We start from the raw sequence: 21,413 nt of genomic DNA, 5'->3' as shown, positions 1-21,413 counted from the left end.
AAAACAAAACGACGCGATGAACATTGAAAACTGAACATGCAAAACGTTAAGAAATACAGCGTTCAACAAACTTCGGTTTGATTGACGCAAAACAATTTTGACATCATTTAATGATGATGCCAGCAAAACAAAATGAGCTTTTAAACTAGTTCTATTTTTCTGGCTGACGAGACGTAGTGCAGTGCTAGGAAGCAAGTGAGCGAGGGAAGGGGCGTACTAACGTACGTGACTGACCGAGTAAGCGAAGCTGACAACGCAATGCGCTGCGTATCGCCAGCCAGCTATTATGGAGAGTTTGATCCTGGCTCAGGACGAACGCTGGCGGCGTGCCTAATACATGCAAGTCGAGCGAATGATGAAGAAGCTTGCTTCTTCTGATTTAGCGGCGGACGGGTGAGTAACACGTGGGCAACCTGCCCTGTAGATTGGGATAACTCCGGGAAACCGGGGCTAATACCGAATAATCCATTACCTCACATGAGGAAATGTTAAAAGACGGTCTCGGCTGTCACTACAGGATGGGCCCGCGGCGCATTAGCTAGTTGGTGAGGTAACGGCTCACCAAGGCGACGATGCGTAGCCGACCTGAGAGGGTGATCGGCCACACTGGGACTGAGACACGGCCCAGACTCCTACGGGAGGCAGCAGTAGGGAATCTTCCACAATGGACGAAAGTCTGATGGAGCAACGCCGCGTGAGTGAAGAAGGTTTTCGGATCGTAAAACTCTGTTGTGAGGGAAGAACAAGTACGAGAGTAACTGCTCGTACCTTGACGGTACCTCATTAGAAAGCCACGGCTAACTACGTGCCAGCAGCCGCGGTAATACGTAGGTGGCAAGCGTTGTCCGGAATTATTGGGCGTAAAGCGCGCGCAGGCGGTCCTTTAAGTCTGATGTGAAAGCCCACGGCTCAACCGTGGAGGGTCATTGGAAACTGGGGGACTTGAGTGCAGAAGAGGAAAGCGGAATTCCAAGTGTAGCGGTGAAATGCGTAGAGATTTGGAGGAACACCAGTGGCGAAGGCGGCTTTCTGGTCTGTAACTGACGCTGAGGCGCGAAAGCGTGGGGAGCAAACAGGATTAGATACCCTGGTAGTCCACGCCGTAAACGATGAGTGCTAAGTGTTAGGGGGTTTCCGCCCCTTAGTGCTGCAGCTAACGCATTAAGCACTCCGCCTGGGGAGTACGGTCGCAAGACTGAAACTCAAAGGAATTGACGGGGGCCCGCACAAGCGGTGGAGCATGTGGTTTAATTCGAAGCAACGCGAAGAACCTTACCAGGTCTTGACATCCCGCTGACCGGCCTAGAGATAGGCTTTTCCCTTCGGGGACAGCGGTGACAGGTGGTGCATGGTTGTCGTCAGCTCGTGTCGTGAGATGTTGGGTTAAGTCCCGCAACGAGCGCAACCCTTGATCTTAGTTGCCAGCATTCAGTTGGGCACTCTAAGGTGACTGCCGGTGATAAACCGGAGGAAGGTGGGGATGACGTCAAATCATCATGCCCCTTATGACCTGGGCTACACACGTGCTACAATGGACGGTACAGAGGGTCGCAACCCCGCGAGGGTGAGCTAATCCCATAAAACCGTTCTCAGTTCGGATTGTAGGCTGCAACTCGCCTACATGAAGCCGGAATCGCTAGTAATCGTGGATCAGCATGCCACGGTGAATACGTTCCCGGGCCTTGTACACACCGCCCGTCACACCACGAGAGTTTGTAACACCCGAAGTCGGTGGGGTAACCCTTTTGGGAGCCAGCCGCCGAAGGTGGGACAGATGATTGGGGTGAAGTCGTAACAAGGTAGCCGTATCGGAAGGTGCGGCTGGATCACCTCCTTTCTAAGGATATATTCGGAATACAGATCTTTATCTGTATCTTAACGTTTTGCAGTTCAGTTTTGAGTGTTCATTTTTATGATGAGCATTTATACTTGCTCCTGCGATTACTCGTCGCAAAGGAACAAGCCCTTTGTTCTTTGAAAACTGGATAAAACGACATCAAAAAAGAAACAAACGCAAGATATTCAAATTGTGATCACTTACGTGATTGCAAGTGTAGTACTTTTAACTTTTAGGTTAAGTTAATAAGGGCGCACGGTGGATGCCTTGGCACTAGGAGTCGACGAAGGACGGCACTAACACCGATATGCTTCGGGGAGCTGTAAGTGAGCTTCGATCCGGAGATTTCCGAATGGGGAAACCCACTGCCCGTAATGGGGCAGTACATTTGCGTGAATACATAGCGCATCTGAGACACACCCAGGGAACTGAAACATCTAAGTACCTGGAGGAAGAGAAAGAAAATTCGATTCCCTGAGTAGCGGCGAGCGAAACGGGAAGAGCCCAAACCAAGAGGCTTGCCTCTTGGGGTTGTAGGACACTCTATACGGAGTTACAAAAGAATGAGTTAGATGAAGCGACCTGGAAAGGTCCGCAGGATAGGGTAAAAGCCCCGTAGTCCAAAATTCATTCCCTCCAGAGTGTATCCTGAGTACGGCGGAACACGTGAAATTCCGTCGGAATCCGGGAGGACCATCTCCCAAGGCTAAATACTACCTAGTGACCGATAGTGAACCAGTACCGTGAGGGAAAGGTGAAAAGCACCCCGGAAGGGGAGTGAAATAGACCCTGAAACCGTGTGCCTACAAATAGTCAAAGCCCGTTAACGGGTGATGGCGTGCCTTTTGTAGAATGAACCGGCGAGTTACGATTACATGCGAGGTTAAGTTGAGAAGACGGAGCCGCAGCGAAAGCGAGTCTGAATAGGGCGAATGAGTATGTGGTCGTAGACCCGAAACCAGGTGATCTACCCATGTCCAGGATGAAGGTAAGGTAACACTTACTGGAGGTCCGAACCCACGCACGTTGAAAAGTGCGGGGATGAGGTGTGGGTAGCGGAGAAATTCCAATCGAACCTGGAGATAGCTGGTTCTCTCCGAAATAGCTTTAGGGCTAGCCTCAAACGTTAGAATCTTGGAGGTAGAGCACTGTTTGGACTAGGGGCCCATCCCGGGTTACCGAATTCAGACAAACTCCGAATGCCAATGATTTATGTTTGGGAGTCAGACTGCGAGTGATAAGATCCGTAGTCAAGAGGGAAACAGCCCAGACCACCAGCTAAGGTCCCAAAGTATTTGTTAAGTGGAAAAGGATGTGGCGTTGCTTAGACAACCAGGATGTTGGCTTAGAAGCAGCCATCATTTAAAGAGTGCGTAATAGCTCACTGGTCGAGTGACGCTGCGCCGAAAATGTATCGGGGCTAAACAAATCACCGAAGCTGTGGATTGATACCTTTGGTATCAGTGGTAGGAGAGCGTTCTAAGGGCGTTGAAGTCAGACCGGAAGGACTGGTGGAGCGCTTAGAAGTGAGAATGCCGGTATGAGTAGCGAAAGATGGGTGAGAATCCCATCCACCGTATGACTAAGGTTTCCTGAGGAAGGCTCGTCCGCTCAGGGTTAGTCGGGACCTAAGTCGAGGCCGATAGGCGTAGACGATGGACAACAGGTTGATATTCCTGTACCACCACCCCACCGTTTGAGTGATGGGGGGACGCAGTAGGATAGGGTAAGCGTGCTGTTGGTTATGCACGTCCAAGCAGTGAGGTGTGAGTGTAGGCAAATCCGCACTCTGTAACATTGAGCTGTGATGGCGAGGACTTAGTCCGAAGTTCCTGATTTCACACTGCCAAGAAAAGCCTCTAACGAGGTGGGAGGTGCCCGTACCGCAAACCGACACAGGTAGTCGAGGAGAGAATCCTAAGGTGAGCGAGAGAACTCTCGTTAAGGAACTCGGCAAAATGACCCCGTAACTTCGGGAGAAGGGGTGCTCTTTTGGGTGTATAGCCTAGAAGAGCCGCAGTGAATAGGCCCAGGCGACTGTTTAGCAAAAACACAGGTCTCTGCAAAACCGTAAGGTGAAGTATAGGGGCTGACGCCTGCCCGGTGCTGGAAGGTTAAGAGGAGTGCTTAGCGCAAGCGAAGGTGCGAATTGAAGCCCCAGTAAACGGCGGCCGTAACTATAACGGTCCTAAGGTAGCGAAATTCCTTGTCGGGTAAGTTCCGACCCGCACGAAAGGCGTAACGATCTGGGCACTGTCTCAACGAGAGACTCGGTGAAATTATAGTACCTGTGAAGATGCAGGTTACCCGCGACAGGACGGAAAGACCCCGTGGAGCTTTACTGTAGCTTGATATTGAATTTTGGTGCAACTTGTACAGGATAGGTAGGAGCCTTAGAGCCCGGAGCGCCAGCTTCGGAGGAGGCGTCGGTGGGATACTACCCTGGTTGTATTGAAATTCTAACCCATACCCGTAACCCGGGTAGGAGACAGTGTCAGGCGGGCAGTTTGACTGGGGCGGTCGCCTCCTAAAGTGTAACGGAGGCGCCCAAAGGTTCCCTCAGAATGGTTGGAAATCATTCGAAGAGTGTAAAGGCAGAAGGGAGCTTGACTGCGAGACCTACAAGTCGAGCAGGGTCGAAAGACGGGCTTAGTGATCCGGTGGTTCCGCATGGAAGGGCCATCGCTCAACGGATAAAAGCTACCCCGGGGATAACAGGCTTATCTCCCCCAAGAGTCCACATCGACGGGGAGGTTTGGCACCTCGATGTCGGCTCATCGCATCCTGGGGCTGTAGTCGGTCCCAAGGGTTGGGCTGTTCGCCCATTAAAGCGGTACGCGAGCTGGGTTCAGAACGTCGTGAGACAGTTCGGTCCCTATCCGTCGTGGGCGTAGGAAATTTGAGAGGAGCTGTCCTTAGTACGAGAGGACCGGGATGGACACACCGCTGGTGTACCAGTTGTTCTGCCAAGGGCATCGCTGGGTAGCTATGTGTGGACGGGATAAGTGCTGAAAGCATCTAAGCACGAAGCCCCCCTCAAGATGAGATTTCCCATTACGCAAGTAAGTAAGATCCCTCAAAGACGATGAGGTAGATAGGTTCGGGGTGGAAGCGTGGCGACACGTGCAGCTGACGAATACTAATCGATCGAGGACTTAACCAAATTGTTTGTTTCTAAGATGTCAGTTTATTCAGTTTTGAAAGAATAAATTTTTATTAAAAAAACACTTGTAATAATCTACATAGTTGATATAATAGAACTTGTCTTTCAAATAATTATTCAAGTCTAGTGATGATGGCGAAGAGGTCACACCCGTTCCCATACCGAACACGGAAGTTAAGCTCTTCAGCGCCAATGGTAGTTGGGGGTCTCCCCCTGCAAGAGTAGGACGTCGCTGGGCTTGCAATAAAAATACATAGAAATACATTTTAATACCCAGGAGGATTAGCTCAGCTGGGAGAGCATCTGCCTTACAAGCAGAGGGTCGGCGGTTCGAGCCCGTCATCCTCCACCATAACTTTACTCCTGCCGGAGTAGCTCAACTGGTAGAGCAACTGACTTGTAATCAGTAGGTTGAGGGTTCAAGTCCTTTCTCCGGCACCATTTTTTGAGCCATTAGCTCAGTTGGTAGAGCATCTGACTTTTAATCAGAGGGTCGTAGGTTCGAATCCTACATGGCTCATTCACTTTTTGTGATATAAATATGCGGGTGTGGCGGAACTGGCAGACGCACTAGACTTAGGATCTAGCGCCGCAAGGCGTGGGGGTTCGACTCCCTTCACCCGCACCATTTAATTTAATAACCGAGCGGAAGTAGTTCAGTGGTAGAACACCACCTTGCCAAGGTGGGGGTCGCGAGTTCGAACCTCGTCTTCCGCTCCAAAGATTCATCAAAGTGCCGGGGTGGCGGAACTGGCAGACGCACAGGACTTAAAATCCTGCGGTAGGTGACTACCGTACCGGTTCGATTCCGGTCCTCGGCACCACTTTTATGAAACATTAGCGCCCGTAGCTCAATTGGATAGAGCGTCTGACTACGGATCAGAAGGTTGTGGGTTCGACTCCTGCCGGGCGCGCCATATATACGGGAAGTAGCTCAGCTTGGTAGAGCACTTGGTTTGGGACCAAGGGGTCGCAGGTTCGAATCCTGTCTTCCCGACCAGTTAATTAATAAATTTGGGGCCTTAGCTCAGCTGGGAGAGCGCCTGCCTTGCACGCAGGAGGTCAGCGGTTCGATCCCGCTAGGCTCCACCAATTTAAATTTAAATTTCCTGGCGGCGTAGCTCAGCTGGCTAGAGCATTCGGTTCATACCCGAAAGGTCGTGGGTTCGACTCCCTCTGCCGCCATCTTAAGGACCTTTAGCTCAGTTGGTTAGAGCAGACGGCTCATAACCGTCCGGTCGCAGGTTCGAGTCCTGCAAGGTCCACCAACATAATATTTAGGAGGAATACCCAAGTCTGGCTGAAGGGATCGGTCTTGAAAACCGACAGGCGGGTCATACCGCGCGGGGGTTCGAATCCCTCTTCCTCCTCCATCTTATTGTTAGTGGAAAAATATTATACATAACGTCGACGCAAGCGAAGCGTGGAGGACGTAAAACTCACTAAATGCACAGTTGATTTAAATTTCAACACTTTCTTATTGTCGCGGGGTGGAGCAGTTCGGTAGCTCGTCGGGCTCATAACCCGAAGGTCACAGGTTCAAATCCTGTCCCCGCAACCAAATGGTCCCGTGGTGTAGCGGTTAACATGCCTGCCTGTCACGCAGGAGATCGCCGGTTCGATCCCGGTCGGGACCGCCATTTATTTTTCAACAACTTAGAGATTTAGGATAAGCAAGCAAATCTAGGAAGCAATCGAACGAACGAAGGAGCATACTAAAGTATGTGACTTAATGAGTGAGTGAAGCTGACGAAGAGAAGCGCAGCTTAGTGTAAATCGAAGAGGCTCAGTAGCTCAGTCGGTAGAGCAAAGGACTGAAAATCCTTGTGTCGGCGGTTCGATTCCGTCCTGAGCCACCATTTTATCAAGCGGGTGTAGTTTAGTGGTAAAACCTCAGCCTTCCAAGCTGATGATGAGAGTTCGATTCTCTTCACCCGCTCCAATTAATGGGCCTATAGCTCAGCTGGTTAGAGCGCACGCCTGATAAGCGTGAGGTCGATGGTTCGAGTCCATTTAGGCCCACCATTATTCCGAAGTAGCTCAGTGGTAGAGCAATCGGCTGTTAACCGATCGGTCGTAGGTTCGAGTCCTACCTTCGGAGCCATATATATGGGGAAGTACTCAAGTGGCTGAAGAGGCGCCCCTGCTAAGGGTGTAGGTCGGGCAACCGGCGCGAGGGTTCAAATCCCTCCTTCTCCGCCATATATAAGGCCCCTTGGTCAAGCGGTTAAGACACCGCCCTTTCACGGCGGTAACACGGGTTCGAATCCCGTAGGGGTCATAACTTAAAAAAAGACAATCACTTAGGTGGTTGTCTTTTTTGTTTTGAAAAGATAGAGTTGCGCAGGTGTTTTTAGAGTATTAATGTTTTGTCCTTTGTTCTGTAAATGCTACTTATTAATACGGAGTGAAAGGACCGATTTCATAAAACAATTCCATTTCTAAGTTTTACTTATTGGTATCAAATCATGAGTTATGTATTTATACACTTTCTTCTTTGTTCTTTTGTCCATCTATAATTCCCACTCCTCTATAACCTAATCACACTTTGTTCATTAATATTCACAAGAACATTTCTTAACAGGTTTCTACACACTGAATTCTGCTTACATTATCCTGCTTCGCTAGGTAACTCTTTTCAAGCCTTAATCATCACATAAATAGCAAATTCATACTAACAAATTTTAGTGGCTGGCCATGTGTTCCAAATTATAATAAATCATTTTTCCCATTCACATAGTAAAAAATAAAAAAGCCAGGAAGCTTTTAAACTTCCTGACTGACTGTTAAATTATAAAGCCGAGCAATAACCCTATACCTAAAAGAAATACAAAAATCGTGTTGGTGAGTGCAGTATTCTTCATTGCTAATCCAACTTCAAGATGATTTTCTTTTGCTTTAAATAGTTTTATAGCATCTAAAGGTTTCTTAGCACTTAATAGGACTAGTAGTGCCCAAGGGGTGATAATCTGTAGAATTACCAATAGAATGATCCATACATAAGAAACGATGAAAAATAAGGCTAACACATTAATAGCACTATCTCTACCAATGAGAATGGCCATCGTCTTTCTACCACCTTTTGTATCCTCAACTATATCGCGAATATTATTGGAAAGCATAATAGCAGCAACAAGTAGAGTACTAGGGATGGATAGGAATAAGGCAAAGTTTGGTATTGAACCAACCTGAATGTATGTAGCAATTAATACGATAAACATTCCCATGACAACACCGCTAAATAGTTCACCGAATGGTGTATACGCTATTGGGTAAGGTCCACCAGTATAAAGGTAACCAATAAGCATACAAACAGCTCCAACAATCAATAATAACCAAGACGATTGGGAGCAAATATATATACCTAATATCGCTGCAAGGATATATAATGCTAAGGCTAATTGAAGTACTATTTTTGGTTTAACCCCATTACGAACAATAGCACCACCGATACCAATTGATTCTTCGCTATCGAGCCCCCTAACAAAGTCATAGTACTCGTTAAACATATTTGTAGCTGCCTGGATAAATAAACATGCAATTAGCATTGCTAAGAATAATAGCCAATCAATATTTACGTAGTAAAGTGCAATCATTGTACCTAAAAATACTGGGGCAAAGGAGGCAGTTAATGTATGTGGTCTTGTCAACTTCCACCATATACGCCAGCCTTTATCAGCTTGTAGTTCCTGTGACATATAAATTTCTCTCCTTTAAAAGACTCAACATCAATTTTAGCATACATTTGTAGCGAAATGTGTGCCGAAACGCGGAGAAAGTTGTATGATAAAGGGTAGAGTAATAAAACAAGAAATTTAACAGCAGGTAATTTATACGGAGGTCATATATATGCCGAACACCACCGGGCAAAATAAAACAACATTACGTTTTTATACGGAAACAATAGAAGTATCTAGAATGTCCGCTCACGCCTTTTTTGAAGCCGGAGAGGATTGCTATAAAGGGAAACGTTTCTTTTGGCAAAACAAAGAGAAAACCTTCACACTGGTTGGACTTGGACATGCTTATGTACTGGCTAATGATTTAGAAAAAAATAGATATCAGGATATAGCACAAAAATGGGAAGAGTTGTGTGCATGCTCTTTAATAGAAAAAGCGGACGTATCTCCAATCCTATTTGGTGGATTCTCATTCGATCCTGCCAACAAGATATCCTCGGAGTGGAATAGCTTTCCTTCCAGTTTTTTTGCTGTGGCTACATTCCAATTAGTCATTCGGGATGACCAGGCATTTGTAAGCATCCATCTTATTACGGAAGAGCAAGACAGCGCGGCGGCTTTTGAAAACTTGAGAATAGAAAGAGATACATTAATTCATACAGCTCAAGTAAAAGAGTTAAAAGTCCATGAAAAGCCACAGCTTCTTCAAAGAGAAGATAGACTAAAGGATGAATACTTATCTGCGGTTGAAGCCGTTACAAACCGTATTCGCAATAAGGAAGTTAATAAGGTGGTCATTGGACGCTCCTTGAAATTGACCTTTGAGAATAGTTTTTCATCTTCTACAGCTATTTATAATGCGTCTATGGAACAACCAGAGAGTTATTTGTTTGGTTTAGAAAAAGAAGACAAAATTTTCTTTGGAGCAACACCCGAGAGATTAGTTAAGCTAGAAAAAGGCAAGGTTGAATCTGCAGGGTTAGCTGGATCGGTTCGTAGAGGTACAAATCTAGAGGAAGACAAGAAGCTAGGGGATGCGCTATTAGCTGACAATAAAAACTTAATGGAGCACCAGTACGTAGTTAATATGATCAGAAAAGTATTTGATCAATATTGTGAACAGGTTAAAATTCCATCTAGACCAAAGCTAATGAAAATAAGAGATATTCAGCATTTGTTTACCCCTATTGAAGGAAAAATTAAAGGAAGCTCTTCTCTTTTCGAATTTGTAGAGGCAATGCACCCAACTCCAGCACTTGGGGGAGAACCTAGACAAGAGGCAATTGAAATTATTAGAGAATCTGAGCAAATGAACCGTGGCTATTACGCAGCACCAATCGGCTGGGTCAATGCCGAGGGAGAGGGAGAGTTTGCCGTAGGAATCCGCTCAGCACTTATAGAGAACCAATACGCTTATCTATATGCCGGAGGCGGACTAGTTTCAGAATCTACTTCGTTAGAAGAGTTTGAAGAAACACGAGTAAAATTCCGACCAATGCTTCGCACACTTGGAGGAAATATGAATGACTAATACAAGCTTTTTGACATCTTATGTAAATCAATTTGTGGAAACAATTAAAAAGGCGGGCATAGAAGATGTTGTTTTATGTCCAGGATCTAGATCTACTCCTTTAGCTTATGGGTTTGCCAAAACAAAAGGATTTAACTTCTATCGTCAAATTGATGAGCGTTCTGCAGGGTACTTTGCTTTAGGAATTGCTAAAGCAAAGAAAAATCCTGTAGTTCTTTTATGTACTTCTGGCACTGCTGCAGCTAACTTTTTCCCAGCAATTGTAGAAGCATATTATGCAAGAATCCCGTTGCTTGTTATTACAGCAGATAGACCTCATGAACTAAGAGAGGTTGGGGCTCCCCAAGCGATTGACCAAATTCATATGTACGGTAAGCATGTGAAGTGGTCTGTTGATTTTCCTTTACCGGAAGCTAGAGAAGAAAGTCTAGCTTTTGTAGAGAGACATATCCACCGTGCAGTATCTTCTTCTAAAGCAGCTCCGATGGGTCCGGTTCATATTAACGTGCCTTTCCGTGAACCACTTTTATTAGAAATGGATATGCCTTCTACTACACCGCAAATGCATCTTGCTGATTTAGGAAAGCTTGGACCAAGTGAAGAATTTTTAAAATGGTATACGCATTTAATTAGTAACACAGAAAAGGGACTTATCATTGTTGGGGATTCCTTAGCAACAACTGATGGATTTTGGGAATTTGCTAAAACCATTCAATGGCCAGTGTTAGCTGATCCATTATCTAATCTTCGTAGCAATGTCCCAGCAGATTGTATGCATTTGTGTGTAGACCAATACGATGCTATTTTAAAAAGTGAAATTTTTAAAGAGGTAGCTGTCCCAGAAGTAGTTATTCGTTTTGGTGCTCAGCCTGTTTCTAAACCGCTAGTAAAGTTTCTAGAAGCTCACCAGCCTGAGACTTTTATAGCAGTTGACGAAAGCCCATTATTTAGAGACTCTATTCATATTGTGACTCATCATATTCAAGTAGATGCCTCTTCTCTATGGATGCCGATAGAAGAAAAGCAACCATCGGAGTATCTAAAGCATTGGTCGAAGGCTAATGATATAGCAACAGCGCATATTAAATCCTATATTTCCGAGGAATTGGATGAAGGAGCATTAGCCGGAATTTTGTTTGAGAGTTTATCCGAAAATACAGATTTAGTTGCTAGCAGTAGTATGCCTATACGTGATGTAGACACATTTTTCAATAAAACCTCTAAGGATATTCAAGTATATGCAAATAGAGGAACTAACGGGATTGATGGTGTAGTATCTACTGCGTTAGGTATACAAGCAGCTACTAAAAGACCAGGTTTTCTATTAATCGGGGATTTAGCATTTTTACATGATATAAACGGATTAGTAGTTACACGTTTTAATGAGACAGATTTGACGATTGTTATTATGAATAATGATGGGGGAGGCATATTCTCTTACTTGCCTCAATCAACGGAGACTAACTACTTTGAGCATTTGTTTGGTACACCTACAGGTCTTGAATTTTCAGCTATTGCAACTATGTACGATGCTCAGTACGATGTAGTACATACAAAAGAGGATTTTCAAACCGTGTTGAGTAAGAATAAAACTAAAAATATTCGTATAATTGAAGTTCGTACTGATCGAAAAATCAACACTGAAACTCATCGAAAACTTTGGGCCGCTATAACAGAGGAGCTGGATGCTACTTGGAACGCTTAAATATATCTGTTAGAGACATTCAGATGAATGTAAAAAGGTACAATAGTGAAAGCGATAAAAAGGTCGTTTTGCTTCATGGCTTCACTGGCTCCACAAACACATGGGAGGAAGTTGTTTCTTCTATAGATCCATCTATTGAAATACTTACTATAGATTTGATCGGGCATGGGGAGACTGATAAACCTAAAGAGGCAAGACGGTACCATGTAGAGGAGCAGGTGGCAGATTTACACGAACTGTTCCAGCAGATTGGGTGGGAACATTTTACGCTTGTAGGGTATTCTATGGGCGGTAGATTAGCACTCGCTTATTCAAGTAAGCATGGAGTGGACCGTTTAATACTAGAAAGCAGCTCTCCAGGCTTGAATGACCAGGATGCTCGTATTGAAAGGAAATTTGCGGATGAGCAGCTTGCTCAAAGAATTATAGAAGAAGGAGTTCCAGTATTCATTGACTACTGGGAACAGATTCCTTTATTTGATTCGCAAAAGAGATTATCTCACAAAAAGAAAAAAATGATTCGAGAAGAACGATTATCCCAAACAGCAGTAGGGCTATCGAATAGTTTGAAGGGCTTTAGTACTGGAGAACAGCCCTCTTTATGGGGGAACCTAAATTCGCTCCACATTCCCGTGACCTTATTAACAGGGGAATTAGATGTAAAGTTCTGTGAAATAGCCAAAAAAATGTTGGCATTATTACCGAATGCTGACTGGAAAATAATAAACAATGTTGGGCATGCAATTCATGTGGAAAATCCTAAATTGTTTGCTACAATAGTAGAGGATATAATTTTAAAGGAGGATATAAGATGACTCGTGAATGGACAACATTACATACATACGAAGACATTAAGTATGAATTTTATAATGGAATTGCGAAAGTAACTATTAATCGCCCTGAAGTGCGAAATGCTTTCCGCCCAAAAACAGTTATGGAAATGATCGATGCATTTTCTCGTGCACGCGATGACAAAAACGTTGGGGCAATCATTTTAACTGGAGAAGGCGAAAAAGCTTTCTGTTCAGGTGGAGACCAAAAAGTTCGCGGACATGGCGGATATGTGGGAGAGGATGAAATTCCTCGTCTAAATGTTTTAGACCTACAACGTTTAATCCGTGTAATTCCTAAACCGGTTGTAGCTATGGTAGCTGGATATGCTATTGGTGGTGGTCATGTATTACATGTAGTTTGTGACTTAACAATTGCTGCTGATAATGCAATCTTTGGACAAACTGGACCTAAGGTAGGTTCATTTGACGCTGGCTACGGTTCCGGCTATTTAGCTCGTATCGTCGGTCATAAGAAAGCACGTGAAATTTGGTTCTTATGCCGCCAATATGATGCACAACAAGCATTGGATATGGGCTTAGTTAACACAGTAGTTCCTTATGAGCAATTAGAGGACGAGACTGTTCAATGGTGTGAGGAAATGCTAGAAATGAGTCCAACAGCTCTTCGTTTCTTAAAAGCTGCTATGAATGCTGATACAGATGGATTAGCTGGTCTTCAACAAATGGCTGGAGATGCAACTCTTCTTTATTACACTACTGATGAAGCAAAAGAAGGTCGCGATGCGTTTAAGGAAAAACGTAAACCAGACTTTGGTCAATTCCCACGTTTCCCGTGATTTAGTAAGATACTTTATGATATTCTCAGGCTGTCCTAATAAGGGCAGCTTTTTTTAAAGATTAGAAAAGTAATTGTTTAGCTCCAGCTCCAGCGACTTGCCCAATGAGGAAATATAGATCGCTTACACTTTTCTTAAAAAAGGAGTTGTTTTATATGTACCCTAATCTCTTAGTTAAACGAGCAAGTCTTACGCCAAATAGATCGGCTATAATATTTGAAGATCGTCGATGGACATTTTTACAATTAAAGCAAGAGGCAATAGATTTTGCCGAAAAACTGCATATGTTAGGTATTAACAAAGGTATGAGAATTGCTATTTTAGCTTCATCTAATCCTCAGCTGGTGACAGTTTTACACGGATGTATGCAGTTAGGTTGCGAACTTGTCATGCTCAATGAGCGCTTAACTGAGGAAGAATTATTATTTCAATTGAACGATAGTCAGCCTGACGTATTATTGGTAGATAGTTTAAATAGAAGTCTTATGTATGTTAATAGACTTTCCTTCGATGAGATTATAGCAGCTTCCAATAAACAGTTTAAAATAGATTCCGAGTGGCCAAAGGATAGAACCATTACGATAATGTACACGTCAGGTACAACTGGTAATCCAAAGGGAGTGAGACAAACACTTGAGAATCATGTGATGAGTGCTACAGGGTCTGCTTTAAATTTGGGTGTTCATCCTAACGATTGCTGGCTATGTGCAATGCCATTATTTCATATTAGTGGTTTTTCTATTTTGATGCGCTCCGTTTTATATGGCATGACAGTAAGTCTCCATACGAAATTTAATGCTGAAAAGGCAGCAGAGGAAATTTTAAATGGAACGGTTACTAGAATGTCAGTAGTCGCTGTAACATTAGAAAGAATAATAAGCGTGTTAGAAGAACGAAATCTTGCATTTCCCGACACTTTTCAATCTATGTTAGTCGGAGGAGGGCCAGTTCCTCTTAATTACCTTGAAAGGGCGATAGCACGTAATATACCTGTTTTACAGACATATGGTATGACGGAAACTTCCTCTCAAACAACGACTTTGTCTAGTGAGGATGCCATTCGAAAGCTTGGGTCAGCAGGTAAACCGCTTTTCTTCGCAGATATCCGTATTTCAGGGGAAAAGGAAAAAGGGGAAATCTGTATTAAGGGACCCCATGTTACTAAAGGTTATGTTGGAGCAGCATCCTCCAAAAATCCTCAAGTTGATGGATGGCTCCATACTGGAGATATTGGCTATATCGATGATGAAGGTTATTTATACGTAGTTGATCGTAGATCTGATTTAATCATTTCCGGTGGTGAAAATATTTATCCCGCAGAGGTGGAGCAGGCCATTGTTAAGCATAAGGCTGTAAAAGAAGCTGGAGTAACTGGTATAAAGGATGATACATGGGGACAAGTACCAATTGCCTTTGTAGTATTAAAGGGGCAAGTAACAGAAGAAGAATTGAAATCCTTTATGAAAACTCAGCTTGCTACATATAAACAGCCTGTGGATTACTATTTTATCGACGAGCTACCTAGAAATGCTTCAAACAAAATTCTAAGAAGAAAGCTACATGAATATTTGTAGGGTCGAGAGAAACACTTCTCTCGGCTTTTTTTTAAAAGGCGCTTGCGTTTTTAAATTGTCTAGCGCAAGCAGCCTTGCCCTTCGAGGTCAAATGGAAAAAAGCTGCGGTGGCTGAGGAACTGCCTCCTCGCTTTTCTCCATTTGCTTGTCAGGGTAGACATAGGCGCTTGCGCTTTTATAGTTATAGGAGGGGAAATCTTATGAGAGTACAAATTATTGGTGGTTCTGGAACAGGGAAGAGCACACTAGGTAAATATATTGGTCAGCAAGAGAATATTAAATGGATTGATACGGATTCTTATCTTTGGAAGGACAATTCATTTCTAGAGAATAATCCAATTGAAAAAAGAATAGAAATGTACGAGGAAGATATAATTTCAAATACATCTTATGTAGTTTCAGGCTCTATTTTTTCTTGGCTACCAGAAGGTTTTTCAAATCGAGACCTGTTAATCTTTTTAACTTTAGATGAGGAAGAAAGGATGGAACGCGTAAGAAAAAGAGAAGTATTACGTAAATCTTTAAAAGAGTCATGGCTTGATGAGCATGGAGACTTTACGAATGAATTCATCGAATGGTGCAAAACGTATTTAACCGAGTCGGATAAAAGCCAAGGAGGAACATTTGTGGCTCAGAGCTATGAAATGGAGTTATCCGAGAGTCCTATACTTAGGTTAGATAGCTCAAAAAGTGTAGAAGAGCTGTACAATGAAATCAAACAATACTTAGTAAAAATACATTTAATCTAGACATGGCAAATGACTTTCAATTATCGGAAGGTTTTTTAAACGTACCTAACGAATATTAGGACGAGGAAGAGATAGAGCAAAGGGGGAATATCATCGTGGAAGGTATTTTTAGCTTAATCATTTTATTTATTGGTTTTTATATACTTTATATTGTTATTCATTCAGCAGTTACTAAAGGAATTAACAATTCAATCGTTGGTAAATTACTAGAAGGTGAAAATAGAAGCGCTGATATAAATGAGATACTTGCTAAATACGGAAAAATAGATGAGAACCAAAAGAATTAACACCTCAAATTTTGTCATAATTGGAGTCTAAGGGGCGTACAAATGATTTTCTGTAGTAGATTATTACAAACCAAAGGATGATTTAAAATGCTATGGGTTATATTATTACTTTTATTTATGGTATATGTGATATATACTCTATCATCTATAAAATATCAACTTAAATTGATTTCTAAGCATCTTAAAGTTAATGAAAAAATAGAGACAGTTAAAATTAGCAATGAAGAAATTGAAAAAATTTTAGAAGATGAAGGGAAACAGTAATGATTATAAAGCAAATAAAAACTCAGAGCTTTTATATAGGCTGCTGAGTCTTTTGTGCTTATTTCAAAATGTCCTTCGTTTCCGTATAGGAAAGGAGCTGCATCATTTCTAATTTAATGCAGTTTTTAATGTTTCTAGATTTTTCTTCATTAAAGTAAAGTAGGTTTCTTTATTTTTTATATCCTCTTTGGATAGGACGCCTAGATTATGGAGCACAAGACTTTCAGCACCAATTTCTTTTTGAATGACTTCTGTCAGCTTAGAGCTAACATTTTGTTCAAATAGAATATACTCTACATTTTTCTCTTTTGCCAAATCAATGATTTTTGTTAGCTCTTTTTGAGAGGGCTCTTCCTGAGAATTTAAGCCGGCAATAGCAATTTGTTCTAGATTATATGTGTTTGCAAGATAACCAAATGCAGCATGTGATACAAAAAACGTTTTAGTTGATGCACTATTCGACATTTCTTCAAAGTCTGCGTCTAGTTGTTGAAGCTCACTGACAAGTGTTTGATAGTTTTCTTCAAATAATTCTTTGTTTTCTGGTGAAGCTTCTACTAGAGAATCTTTAATCTTTAAGGCTAAGCTCTGGCTAATTTTTGGAGAAATCCAAACATGTGGATCAGTGTCTCCATGATCATGTCCCTCATGTCCTAATTCCTCAGCTTCTGAACCATGATCATGTTCATCTGCCGCTTCATTATCTTCGTCATGTCCGTCATGATCGTGGTCATGTCCATCGTTAGCTTCTAAGGCAGTATCTGGCACCCCATCAATAACGGCTACCATAGAGACGTTTTCTTCTGCTAAAGTCTTTTTAGCATTTTCAACAAAACCCTCCAGACCTAAACCTATGTAAAAAAATAAATCAGCATCAGCAAGTGCAATCATATCCTTTTGAGTAGGCTCAAATGTATGCTCGTTTGCTCCTGGAGGATAAATCGATTGAACGTTAACATGCTCTTCTCCAATTCTCTCCGCAAAATACTGCAATGGATAAACGGTTGTATATACTTCTAATTGGTCGCTATCTGTAGTGGTGGATTCTTCTTCATTTCCACAAGCAGCGATGAATAAAACAAATGATACTATGCATAATAGGAAAAGACGTTTCAAATTTATCAACCTTTCTAAATAGTAATGATTACGCTTTAAATCGTAAGAACTTTATTAGCTTACAGTATTTTGTTCAAAAAGGCAAGAAAAAATAGCCTTTGAATTATTTTTTCTTCAAAGGCCATTCTTCTGGCACTGGGTCAAATCCTCCTTCATGAAAGGGATGACACTTAGATATGCGTTTGACAGTTAGGTAGCTACCTTTTATAGCACCATGTTTCTCCACAGCTTCTACCCCGTAGTGAGAACATGTGGGATAGAAGCGACAGCTAGGGGGAGACAATGGCGATATAAACTTTTGATAAAAGCGGAATATACTTAATATGATTCGTTTCATCTTACAGTTCCGTATCCTTAGGTTTAGGGTCTATAGCTGAAATATTTTCTTTTGTTGCTAATTTATATAGGAAGGTAAATCCAACAATACTAAATATAATTGCTATACCTAAGATCCAAAATACCATGTGAGTTCACTCCAGTTAATTGTCGTTATGTTTATTGTAAGAAAATAAGAGGTATATGAAAAGAGAAAGCAACTATAATTCTAGAGGAGAGTGTCAATATTATGTCAGCAGCATTAAACAAGGAACTAAATAATCTAGTAGCAACCTTTTCGGTAATGTATACAAAATTACATAATTTTCATTGGTATGTAAAGGGACCACAGTTTTTTACATTACACGCTAAATTTGAAGAATTATACAATGAAACAACATTAAACATGGATGAAATCGCAGAACGCTTATTAACTTTAGGCGGAAAACCAACAGCTACCTTAAAAGAGCATTTAGAGCTTTCAGCTGTGAAGGAAGCTACAAATAAAGAAACAGCTGAGGAAATGGTAGAAACAGTAGTGAAGGATTTTGACAAAATTATGAAATCCCTAAAAAAAGGTATGGACGAGGCAGCGAAGGATGAAGATGATATGACAGAAGACATTCTGAATGCCATCTATCAAAAAACAGAGAAACACCAATGGATGTTAAATGCATTCCTAGGAGATTCCAATAAGTAATGAAATAAACAAATTTTATACCGATAATAAGCTTGTAAGGGGGAATTATTTTGGATATTAACTCCATAATGTCTTCTCAGCTAGCGCAGTTACAACAAACAGTTCAAATGAGTGTATTGAAAAATGCACTCAATATGGAAACGGTAGCTGCAGTAACAATGCTAGAAGATATGCCTCAACCTACTTCGCATCCTTTTAAAGGAACGGTAGTAGACGTACAAGCATAAGAAAAAACATGTACCGTAATTGGTGCATGTTTTTTTGTTTTGAGTACATACTACACAAAAAGGATGTGTGATATGACAGAAATAAAAGCTTACATTTCATTGAGTCAAAGGAGAGTTTATTTATATCCAGATGAATCGCCGTGGGAATATGAAATAACTGCAAGACAGGACATTATACCAGTTTTTGAAACACTTTTTTATCAGCTCTATCACAAAGACATGAATACATTTTGGAGGGCGCATGTACCGATAAAGCTTTATAGTAATGATTTTTCTAATGAGGAATATGATAATCGGATTAAAAAATTGTATGCCCTCATTCACGAGTTTAGTGACAAGGATTCTCAAATGTTTATTGAACAGCTTCCATTTTTTAAAGAAAGTAGGCATCTATAATGACAAAAAATATTAATAATAATGGTAAAGGTAATGACACTACTACCTATCGTAATGCAAGCTCCCTTCTAAATCTTTCTCCTCAAGACAAAGCTAAGATTAACGCTGGTCAAAATAGTCAAGAGGGCGGTAAAAACTTTAAACAACAAGAGCAAGAAAAGTGGGAAAATTAAGACTTGGCACATTGCCAAGTCTTTTACCGTGTGATAAATTAGAAATAACTAGGAGGTTATATGGTTAAACAGCTTGTTTTATTATTCGGACCTACAATTATGATTATTCTGGGTCTTCCTATCTTACAGAATGTCCCGATTACTTTTCTGTTTTTCTATGGTTGGTTGCTTCTAATACCTATTGTAGTCAGCTTTAGAAGAAAAAATCGTAACCGTTTTTTTGTACCACAGCCAAAATCCTCACTGACAGTAGGAATTATAAGTGGAATCATATGTTTAATAGCTATTTATGGCTTTTTCTATTTGTTTCAATCACTGGTTATTGACCGAGAAAACTTGTCTACTCTACTGGTTCAATGGGATTTTACAGGATCAAAAGTAATTCTTCTAGTATTTTTCTTGATTCTTGTTAACCCCATTCTAGAGGAATTATATTGGAGAAGGTTTATGTATGATCGATTATATCCAAGATTGGGTTCTACTTTTACGATTCTGATTACTTCTTTTTTCTATAGTCTTTATCATTTGGTAGTAGTAATGCCTATTTTTAATTCTCCCTTTCATATTCTAGCAGCTATGATAGTTTTTCTGGCGGGCATTATGTGGGGAATCTTTCGTTCGAAATTTCATACAATCGTACCATCTATTGTTAGCCATAGCTTAGCTGACTTAGGAATTATGCTTGTTTATTTATTCATTATTCTTTAAGCTTAACCAGGTTTAGTATAACTACTAAGCCTTTTTTTGTTGCGTATGCTAAACTTTTAAGTAAATATCTCAAAAGAATCTAAGGCAATAGGGATTAAAAAGGGAGAATACTAATATGATTTCTTTCTATGATTTAAATGGCTATAAGGTGGATCTTTCCTTTGAAAAAGATAGATTTACAATAAAACCACAGCATGTACTCGTTTTAGCAAAAAAAGAACATAAATGGTTATTAACAAACCATCCTAAAAGAGGAATAGAGTTTCCTGGAGGGAAAAAAGAGGTACATGAATGTATAGAGGAGGCTGCCGTACGAGAAACACTAGAAGAGACGAATGTAGTAGTTTCTAACTTAAGATGGCTTGCAGAATATGTAGTTCATGATGACAGCCCCTTTTGTAAGGCGGTATATATCGCAGAGGTCGAGGATATACATACAGGGTCAACCATATATGAAACAGATGGAGCAGTCTGGCTTACTCAGGAGGAGCTGGAAGCTTGTACAAATCTAAGTTTTCATATGAAGGATAAAGGTATGATAGCTATTCTTAAAGAGGTGAGGGTTCATGAAGAAAAATGGAACGATCGATAGGATTCGAGTCTATCCATCTCCAAATCCTAATGTTCATTTAAAGGAAATCACTTACTGGTCTTGTGGATTGCGCATAAAAGGTATGCTAGCATTCCCTGTTAAAAAGGGGAATTATGATGGGATGCTTTATTGTAGGGGTGGTATTCAAGGGATAGGCATGGTTCGTCCTGCACGAATAGCCCAATTTGCTTCGCAGGGCCTTGTTGTCTTTGCTCCCTATTATCGAGGAAATCGTGGTGGAGAGGGGCGAGATGAGTTTGGTGGAGACGATCGATGGGATGCCGTCTATGCAGTGGATGTCTTAAAGCAATTTTGCAATCCTGACAAAATTCATCTATTTGCCTTTTCTAGGGGCGGTATGATGGCATTATGGACAGCCGTCATAAGAGAAGACATAAGTTCTCTTGTTTCCTGGGCAGGAGTAACTGATATTTTTCTTACATATGAGGAAAGACTGGATATGCGGAGAATGATGAAGCGTGTAATTGGTGGCACTCCTTCAAGTCGTGAGGAAGAATATGAGGATAGAAATGTATTAGAGCGAGTAGAAGAAATCAGTGCTCCTATTTTAATAATTCATGGTAGAAAAGACGTCAATGTTTCTATTGAGCATGCAAAAGTATTAGAGCAGGCATTAATAGGGTATAACAAAATTGTAGAGACATGGTATTATCCGGATTACACACATTACTTTCCTTCTAAGGTAAATCGACAAGTAGTGAAAGACGTGTGTATTTGGATGAAAAAACATGGAGGAGGAAAATAA

Annotated in this window: 19 protein-coding genes, 20 tRNA genes and 3 rRNA genes; 38 read left to right on the top strand and 4 right to left on the bottom strand. The window is 41.6% G+C overall.

What is annotated here, in order from left to right; genetic code table 11:
* Nucleotides 1-283 precede the first annotated feature (283 nt).
* From MHB55_RS14525 to MHB55_RS14415, 23 genes are all read left to right on the top strand, one after another.
* Nucleotides 284-1,837 (top strand): 16S ribosomal RNA (locus MHB55_RS14525).
* 235 nt (nucleotides 1,838-2,072) lie between these two features.
* Nucleotides 2,073-5,000: ribosomal RNA gene (locus MHB55_RS14520) — 23S ribosomal RNA — on the top strand.
* 122 nt (nucleotides 5,001-5,122) lie between these two features.
* Nucleotides 5,123-5,238, top strand: a 5S ribosomal RNA gene (rrf, locus tag MHB55_RS14515).
* The 16S, 23S and 5S rRNA genes sit together here with 20 tRNA genes alongside, the layout of an rRNA operon.
* Before the next feature lie 38 nt (nucleotides 5,239-5,276).
* Nucleotides 5,277-5,352: transfer RNA gene (locus MHB55_RS14510), tRNA-Val, on the top strand.
* 13 nt (nucleotides 5,353-5,365) lie between these two features.
* Nucleotides 5,366-5,441 (top strand) — tRNA-Thr (locus MHB55_RS14505).
* 6 nt (nucleotides 5,442-5,447) lie between these two features.
* A tRNA-Lys gene (locus tag MHB55_RS14500) sits at nucleotides 5,448-5,520 on the top strand.
* A gap of 23 nt (nucleotides 5,521-5,543) precedes the next feature.
* Nucleotides 5,544-5,628: transfer RNA gene (locus MHB55_RS14495), tRNA-Leu, on the top strand.
* Between the two features lie 17 nt (nucleotides 5,629-5,645).
* Nucleotides 5,646-5,720 (top strand) — tRNA-Gly (locus MHB55_RS14490).
* Nucleotides 5,721-5,735: 15 nt separating this feature from the next.
* Nucleotides 5,736-5,824: transfer RNA gene (locus tag MHB55_RS14485), tRNA-Leu, on the top strand.
* A 16-nt stretch (nucleotides 5,825-5,840) separates the two neighbouring features.
* Nucleotides 5,841-5,917: transfer RNA gene (locus MHB55_RS14480), tRNA-Arg, on the top strand.
* 6 nt (nucleotides 5,918-5,923) lie between these two features.
* Nucleotides 5,924-6,000 (top strand) — tRNA-Pro (locus MHB55_RS14475).
* A gap of 16 nt (nucleotides 6,001-6,016) precedes the next feature.
* Nucleotides 6,017-6,092, top strand: a tRNA-Ala gene (locus tag MHB55_RS14470).
* Nucleotides 6,093-6,111: 19 nt separating this feature from the next.
* Nucleotides 6,112-6,185, top strand: a tRNA-Met gene (locus MHB55_RS14465).
* A gap of 6 nt (nucleotides 6,186-6,191) precedes the next feature.
* A tRNA-Ile gene (locus MHB55_RS14460) sits at nucleotides 6,192-6,268 on the top strand.
* Nucleotides 6,269-6,280: 12 nt separating this feature from the next.
* Nucleotides 6,281-6,373: transfer RNA gene (locus MHB55_RS14455), tRNA-Ser, on the top strand.
* 111 nt (nucleotides 6,374-6,484) lie between these two features.
* A tRNA-Met gene (locus MHB55_RS14450) sits at nucleotides 6,485-6,561 on the top strand.
* Nucleotides 6,562-6,564: 3 nt separating this feature from the next.
* Nucleotides 6,565-6,640: transfer RNA gene (locus tag MHB55_RS14445), tRNA-Asp, on the top strand.
* A 143-nt stretch (nucleotides 6,641-6,783) separates the two neighbouring features.
* Nucleotides 6,784-6,859, top strand: a tRNA-Phe gene (locus MHB55_RS14440).
* Nucleotides 6,860-6,868: 9 nt separating this feature from the next.
* Nucleotides 6,869-6,942 (top strand) — tRNA-Gly (locus tag MHB55_RS14435).
* A gap of 6 nt (nucleotides 6,943-6,948) precedes the next feature.
* A tRNA-Ile gene (locus MHB55_RS14430) sits at nucleotides 6,949-7,025 on the top strand.
* 4 nt (nucleotides 7,026-7,029) lie between these two features.
* Nucleotides 7,030-7,104, top strand: a tRNA-Asn gene (locus MHB55_RS14425).
* A 7-nt stretch (nucleotides 7,105-7,111) separates the two neighbouring features.
* Nucleotides 7,112-7,202 (top strand) — tRNA-Ser (locus MHB55_RS14420).
* A 7-nt stretch (nucleotides 7,203-7,209) separates the two neighbouring features.
* Nucleotides 7,210-7,281: transfer RNA gene (locus MHB55_RS14415), tRNA-Glu, on the top strand.
* Between the two features lie 505 nt (nucleotides 7,282-7,786).
* Here MHB55_RS14415 and MHB55_RS14410 read toward each other — a convergent pair.
* Nucleotides 7,787-8,698, bottom strand: a complete 912-nt coding sequence (locus MHB55_RS14410; RefSeq protein ID WP_191696710.1) for a 1,4-dihydroxy-2-naphthoate polyprenyltransferase — start codon at nucleotides 8,696-8,698, stop codon at nucleotides 7,787-7,789.
* A 151-nt stretch (nucleotides 8,699-8,849) separates the two neighbouring features.
* On the opposite strand from MHB55_RS14410, the gene MHB55_RS14405 reads away from it, so the two are divergent.
* The 8 genes from MHB55_RS14405 (at nucleotide 8,850) to MHB55_RS14370 (ending at nucleotide 16,420) form a co-directional block, all read left to right on the top strand.
* A complete protein-coding gene (locus MHB55_RS14405; RefSeq protein WP_154310238.1) occupies nucleotides 8,850-10,211 on the top strand; it encodes an isochorismate synthase in 1,362 nt (453 codons plus the stop codon).
* Nucleotides 10,204-11,916 carry a 2-succinyl-5-enolpyruvyl-6-hydroxy-3-cyclohexene-1-carboxylic-acid synthase gene (gene menD, locus MHB55_RS14400; protein WP_340863480.1) on the top strand — a complete coding sequence of 571 codons (1,713 nt, stop codon included), beginning with the start codon at nucleotides 10,204-10,206 and terminating at the stop codon, nucleotides 11,914-11,916. Before MHB55_RS14405 ends, menD begins: the two co-directional genes overlap by 8 nt.
* Entirely contained in the window at nucleotides 11,904-12,731 is an 828-nt protein-coding gene (gene menH, locus MHB55_RS14395; RefSeq protein ID WP_340863479.1) for a 2-succinyl-6-hydroxy-2,4-cyclohexadiene-1-carboxylate synthase, read from the top strand. The genes menD and menH overlap by 13 nt, the downstream gene beginning before the upstream one ends.
* Nucleotides 12,728-13,546: a 1,4-dihydroxy-2-naphthoyl-CoA synthase gene (gene menB, locus MHB55_RS14390; RefSeq protein ID WP_144535134.1), complete on the top strand. Its 819-nt coding sequence runs from the start codon at nucleotides 12,728-12,730 to the stop codon at nucleotides 13,544-13,546. The genes menH and menB overlap by 4 nt, the downstream gene beginning before the upstream one ends.
* 155 nt (nucleotides 13,547-13,701) lie before the next feature.
* On the top strand, nucleotides 13,702-15,120 hold the full coding sequence (locus tag MHB55_RS14385; protein WP_144535136.1) for an o-succinylbenzoate--CoA ligase: 1,419 nt from the start codon (nucleotides 13,702-13,704) through the stop codon (nucleotides 15,118-15,120).
* Nucleotides 15,121-15,320: 200 nt separating this feature from the next.
* A complete protein-coding gene (locus MHB55_RS14380) occupies nucleotides 15,321-15,869 on the top strand; it encodes an AAA family ATPase (RefSeq protein ID WP_151113381.1) in 549 nt (182 codons plus the stop codon).
* 95 nt (nucleotides 15,870-15,964) lie between these two features.
* Nucleotides 15,965-16,156, top strand: coding sequence for a hypothetical protein (locus MHB55_RS14375; RefSeq protein WP_151113383.1), 192 nt, complete (start codon nucleotides 15,965-15,967; stop codon nucleotides 16,154-16,156).
* An 87-nt stretch (nucleotides 16,157-16,243) separates the two neighbouring features.
* On the top strand, nucleotides 16,244-16,420 hold the full coding sequence (locus tag MHB55_RS14370; RefSeq protein ID WP_186318028.1) for a hypothetical protein: 177 nt from the start codon (nucleotides 16,244-16,246) through the stop codon (nucleotides 16,418-16,420).
* Nucleotides 16,421-16,528: 108 nt separating this feature from the next.
* Here the strand turns inward: MHB55_RS14370 and MHB55_RS14365 are convergent, their stop codons facing one another.
* The 3 genes from MHB55_RS14365 to MHB55_RS14355 all read right to left on the bottom strand — a co-directional run bounded on the left by MHB55_RS14365 (nucleotide 16,529) and on the right by MHB55_RS14355 (nucleotide 18,000).
* Nucleotides 16,529-17,536 (bottom strand): metal ABC transporter solute-binding protein, Zn/Mn family, encoded by a 1,008-nt coding sequence (locus tag MHB55_RS14365; RefSeq protein WP_340863478.1) that lies wholly within the window; start codon nucleotides 17,534-17,536, stop codon nucleotides 16,529-16,531.
* 103 nt (nucleotides 17,537-17,639) lie between these two features.
* Nucleotides 17,640-17,873, bottom strand: a complete 234-nt coding sequence (gene yidD / locus MHB55_RS14360) for a membrane protein insertion efficiency factor YidD (protein WP_144535143.1) — start codon at nucleotides 17,871-17,873, stop codon at nucleotides 17,640-17,642.
* Between the two features lies 1 nt (nucleotide 17,874).
* Nucleotides 17,875-18,000, bottom strand: coding sequence for a hypothetical protein (locus tag MHB55_RS14355; protein ID WP_255475367.1), 126 nt, complete (start codon nucleotides 17,998-18,000; stop codon nucleotides 17,875-17,877).
* A 101-nt stretch (nucleotides 18,001-18,101) separates the two neighbouring features.
* Here MHB55_RS14355 and MHB55_RS14350 point away from each other — a divergent pair, with 101 nt between their 5' ends.
* The 7 genes from MHB55_RS14350 to MHB55_RS14320 all read left to right on the top strand — a co-directional run bounded on the left by MHB55_RS14350 (nucleotide 18,102) and on the right by MHB55_RS14320 (nucleotide 21,413).
* Entirely contained in the window at nucleotides 18,102-18,551 is a 450-nt protein-coding gene (locus MHB55_RS14350; protein ID WP_144535145.1) for a Dps family protein, read from the top strand.
* 50 nt (nucleotides 18,552-18,601) lie between these two features.
* Nucleotides 18,602-18,778 (top strand): putative motility protein, encoded by a 177-nt coding sequence (locus MHB55_RS14345; RefSeq protein WP_154310251.1) that lies wholly within the window; start codon nucleotides 18,602-18,604, stop codon nucleotides 18,776-18,778.
* A 72-nt stretch (nucleotides 18,779-18,850) separates the two neighbouring features.
* Nucleotides 18,851-19,174, top strand: coding sequence for a transposase (locus MHB55_RS14340; RefSeq protein WP_144535149.1), 324 nt, complete (start codon nucleotides 18,851-18,853; stop codon nucleotides 19,172-19,174).
* Nucleotides 19,174-19,347, top strand: coding sequence for a hypothetical protein (locus MHB55_RS14335; RefSeq protein WP_154310252.1), 174 nt, complete (start codon nucleotides 19,174-19,176; stop codon nucleotides 19,345-19,347). Before MHB55_RS14340 ends, MHB55_RS14335 begins: the two co-directional genes overlap by 1 nt.
* 60 nt (nucleotides 19,348-19,407) lie before the next feature.
* Nucleotides 19,408-20,055 carry a CPBP family intramembrane glutamic endopeptidase gene (locus MHB55_RS14330; RefSeq protein ID WP_340863477.1) on the top strand — a complete coding sequence of 216 codons (648 nt, stop codon included), beginning with the start codon at nucleotides 19,408-19,410 and terminating at the stop codon, nucleotides 20,053-20,055.
* 115 nt (nucleotides 20,056-20,170) lie between these two features.
* Nucleotides 20,171-20,647, top strand: coding sequence for an NUDIX domain-containing protein (locus MHB55_RS14325; RefSeq protein ID WP_144535153.1), 477 nt, complete (start codon nucleotides 20,171-20,173; stop codon nucleotides 20,645-20,647).
* Nucleotides 20,622-21,413, top strand: coding sequence for a prolyl oligopeptidase family serine peptidase (locus MHB55_RS14320; protein WP_144535155.1), 792 nt, complete (start codon nucleotides 20,622-20,624; stop codon nucleotides 21,411-21,413). Before MHB55_RS14325 ends, MHB55_RS14320 begins: the two co-directional genes overlap by 26 nt.

It is taken from the genome of Psychrobacillus sp. FSL K6-1267, from assembly GCF_038003265.1.
Lineage (GTDB): Bacteria > Bacillota > Bacilli > Bacillales_A > Planococcaceae > Psychrobacillus > Psychrobacillus faecigallinarum.
The sequence above is the reverse complement of the archived record's forward strand: the minus strand, read 5'-3'. Positions and strand labels throughout refer to the sequence as shown.

Bases quoted from the DNA above. Each gene is read 5' to 3' on its own strand.
- MHB55_RS14410 (WP_191696710.1), bottom strand. From the start codon at position 8,698: ATGTCACAGGAACTACAAGCTGATAAAGGCTGGCGTATATGGTGGAAG.
- MHB55_RS14405 (WP_154310238.1), top strand. From the start codon at position 8,850: ATGCCGAACACCACCGGGCAAAATAAAACAACATTACGTTTTTATACG.
- menD (WP_340863480.1), top strand. From the start codon at position 10,204: ATGACTAATACAAGCTTTTTGACATCTTATGTAAATCAATTTGTGGAA.
- menB (WP_144535134.1), top strand. From the start codon at position 12,728: ATGACTCGTGAATGGACAACATTACATACATACGAAGACATTAAGTAT.
- MHB55_RS14385 (WP_144535136.1), top strand. From the start codon at position 13,702: ATGTACCCTAATCTCTTAGTTAAACGAGCAAGTCTTACGCCAAATAGA.
- MHB55_RS14380 (WP_151113381.1), top strand. From the start codon at position 15,321: ATGAGAGTACAAATTATTGGTGGTTCTGGAACAGGGAAGAGCACACTA.
- MHB55_RS14370 (WP_186318028.1), top strand. From the start codon at position 16,244: ATGCTATGGGTTATATTATTACTTTTATTTATGGTATATGTGATATAT.
- yidD (WP_144535143.1), bottom strand. From the start codon at position 17,873: ATGAAACGAATCATATTAAGTATATTCCGCTTTTATCAAAAGTTTATA.
- MHB55_RS14355 (WP_255475367.1), bottom strand. From the start codon at position 18,000: ATGGTATTTTGGATCTTAGGTATAGCAATTATATTTAGTATTGTTGGA.
- MHB55_RS14350 (WP_144535145.1), top strand. From the start codon at position 18,102: ATGTCAGCAGCATTAAACAAGGAACTAAATAATCTAGTAGCAACCTTT.
- MHB55_RS14340 (WP_144535149.1), top strand. From the start codon at position 18,851: ATGACAGAAATAAAAGCTTACATTTCATTGAGTCAAAGGAGAGTTTAT.
- MHB55_RS14335 (WP_154310252.1), top strand. From the start codon at position 19,174: ATGACAAAAAATATTAATAATAATGGTAAAGGTAATGACACTACTACC.
- MHB55_RS14330 (WP_340863477.1), top strand. From the start codon at position 19,408: ATGGTTAAACAGCTTGTTTTATTATTCGGACCTACAATTATGATTATT.
- MHB55_RS14325 (WP_144535153.1), top strand. From the start codon at position 20,171: ATGATTTCTTTCTATGATTTAAATGGCTATAAGGTGGATCTTTCCTTT.
- MHB55_RS14320 (WP_144535155.1), top strand. From the start codon at position 20,622: ATGAAGAAAAATGGAACGATCGATAGGATTCGAGTCTATCCATCTCCA.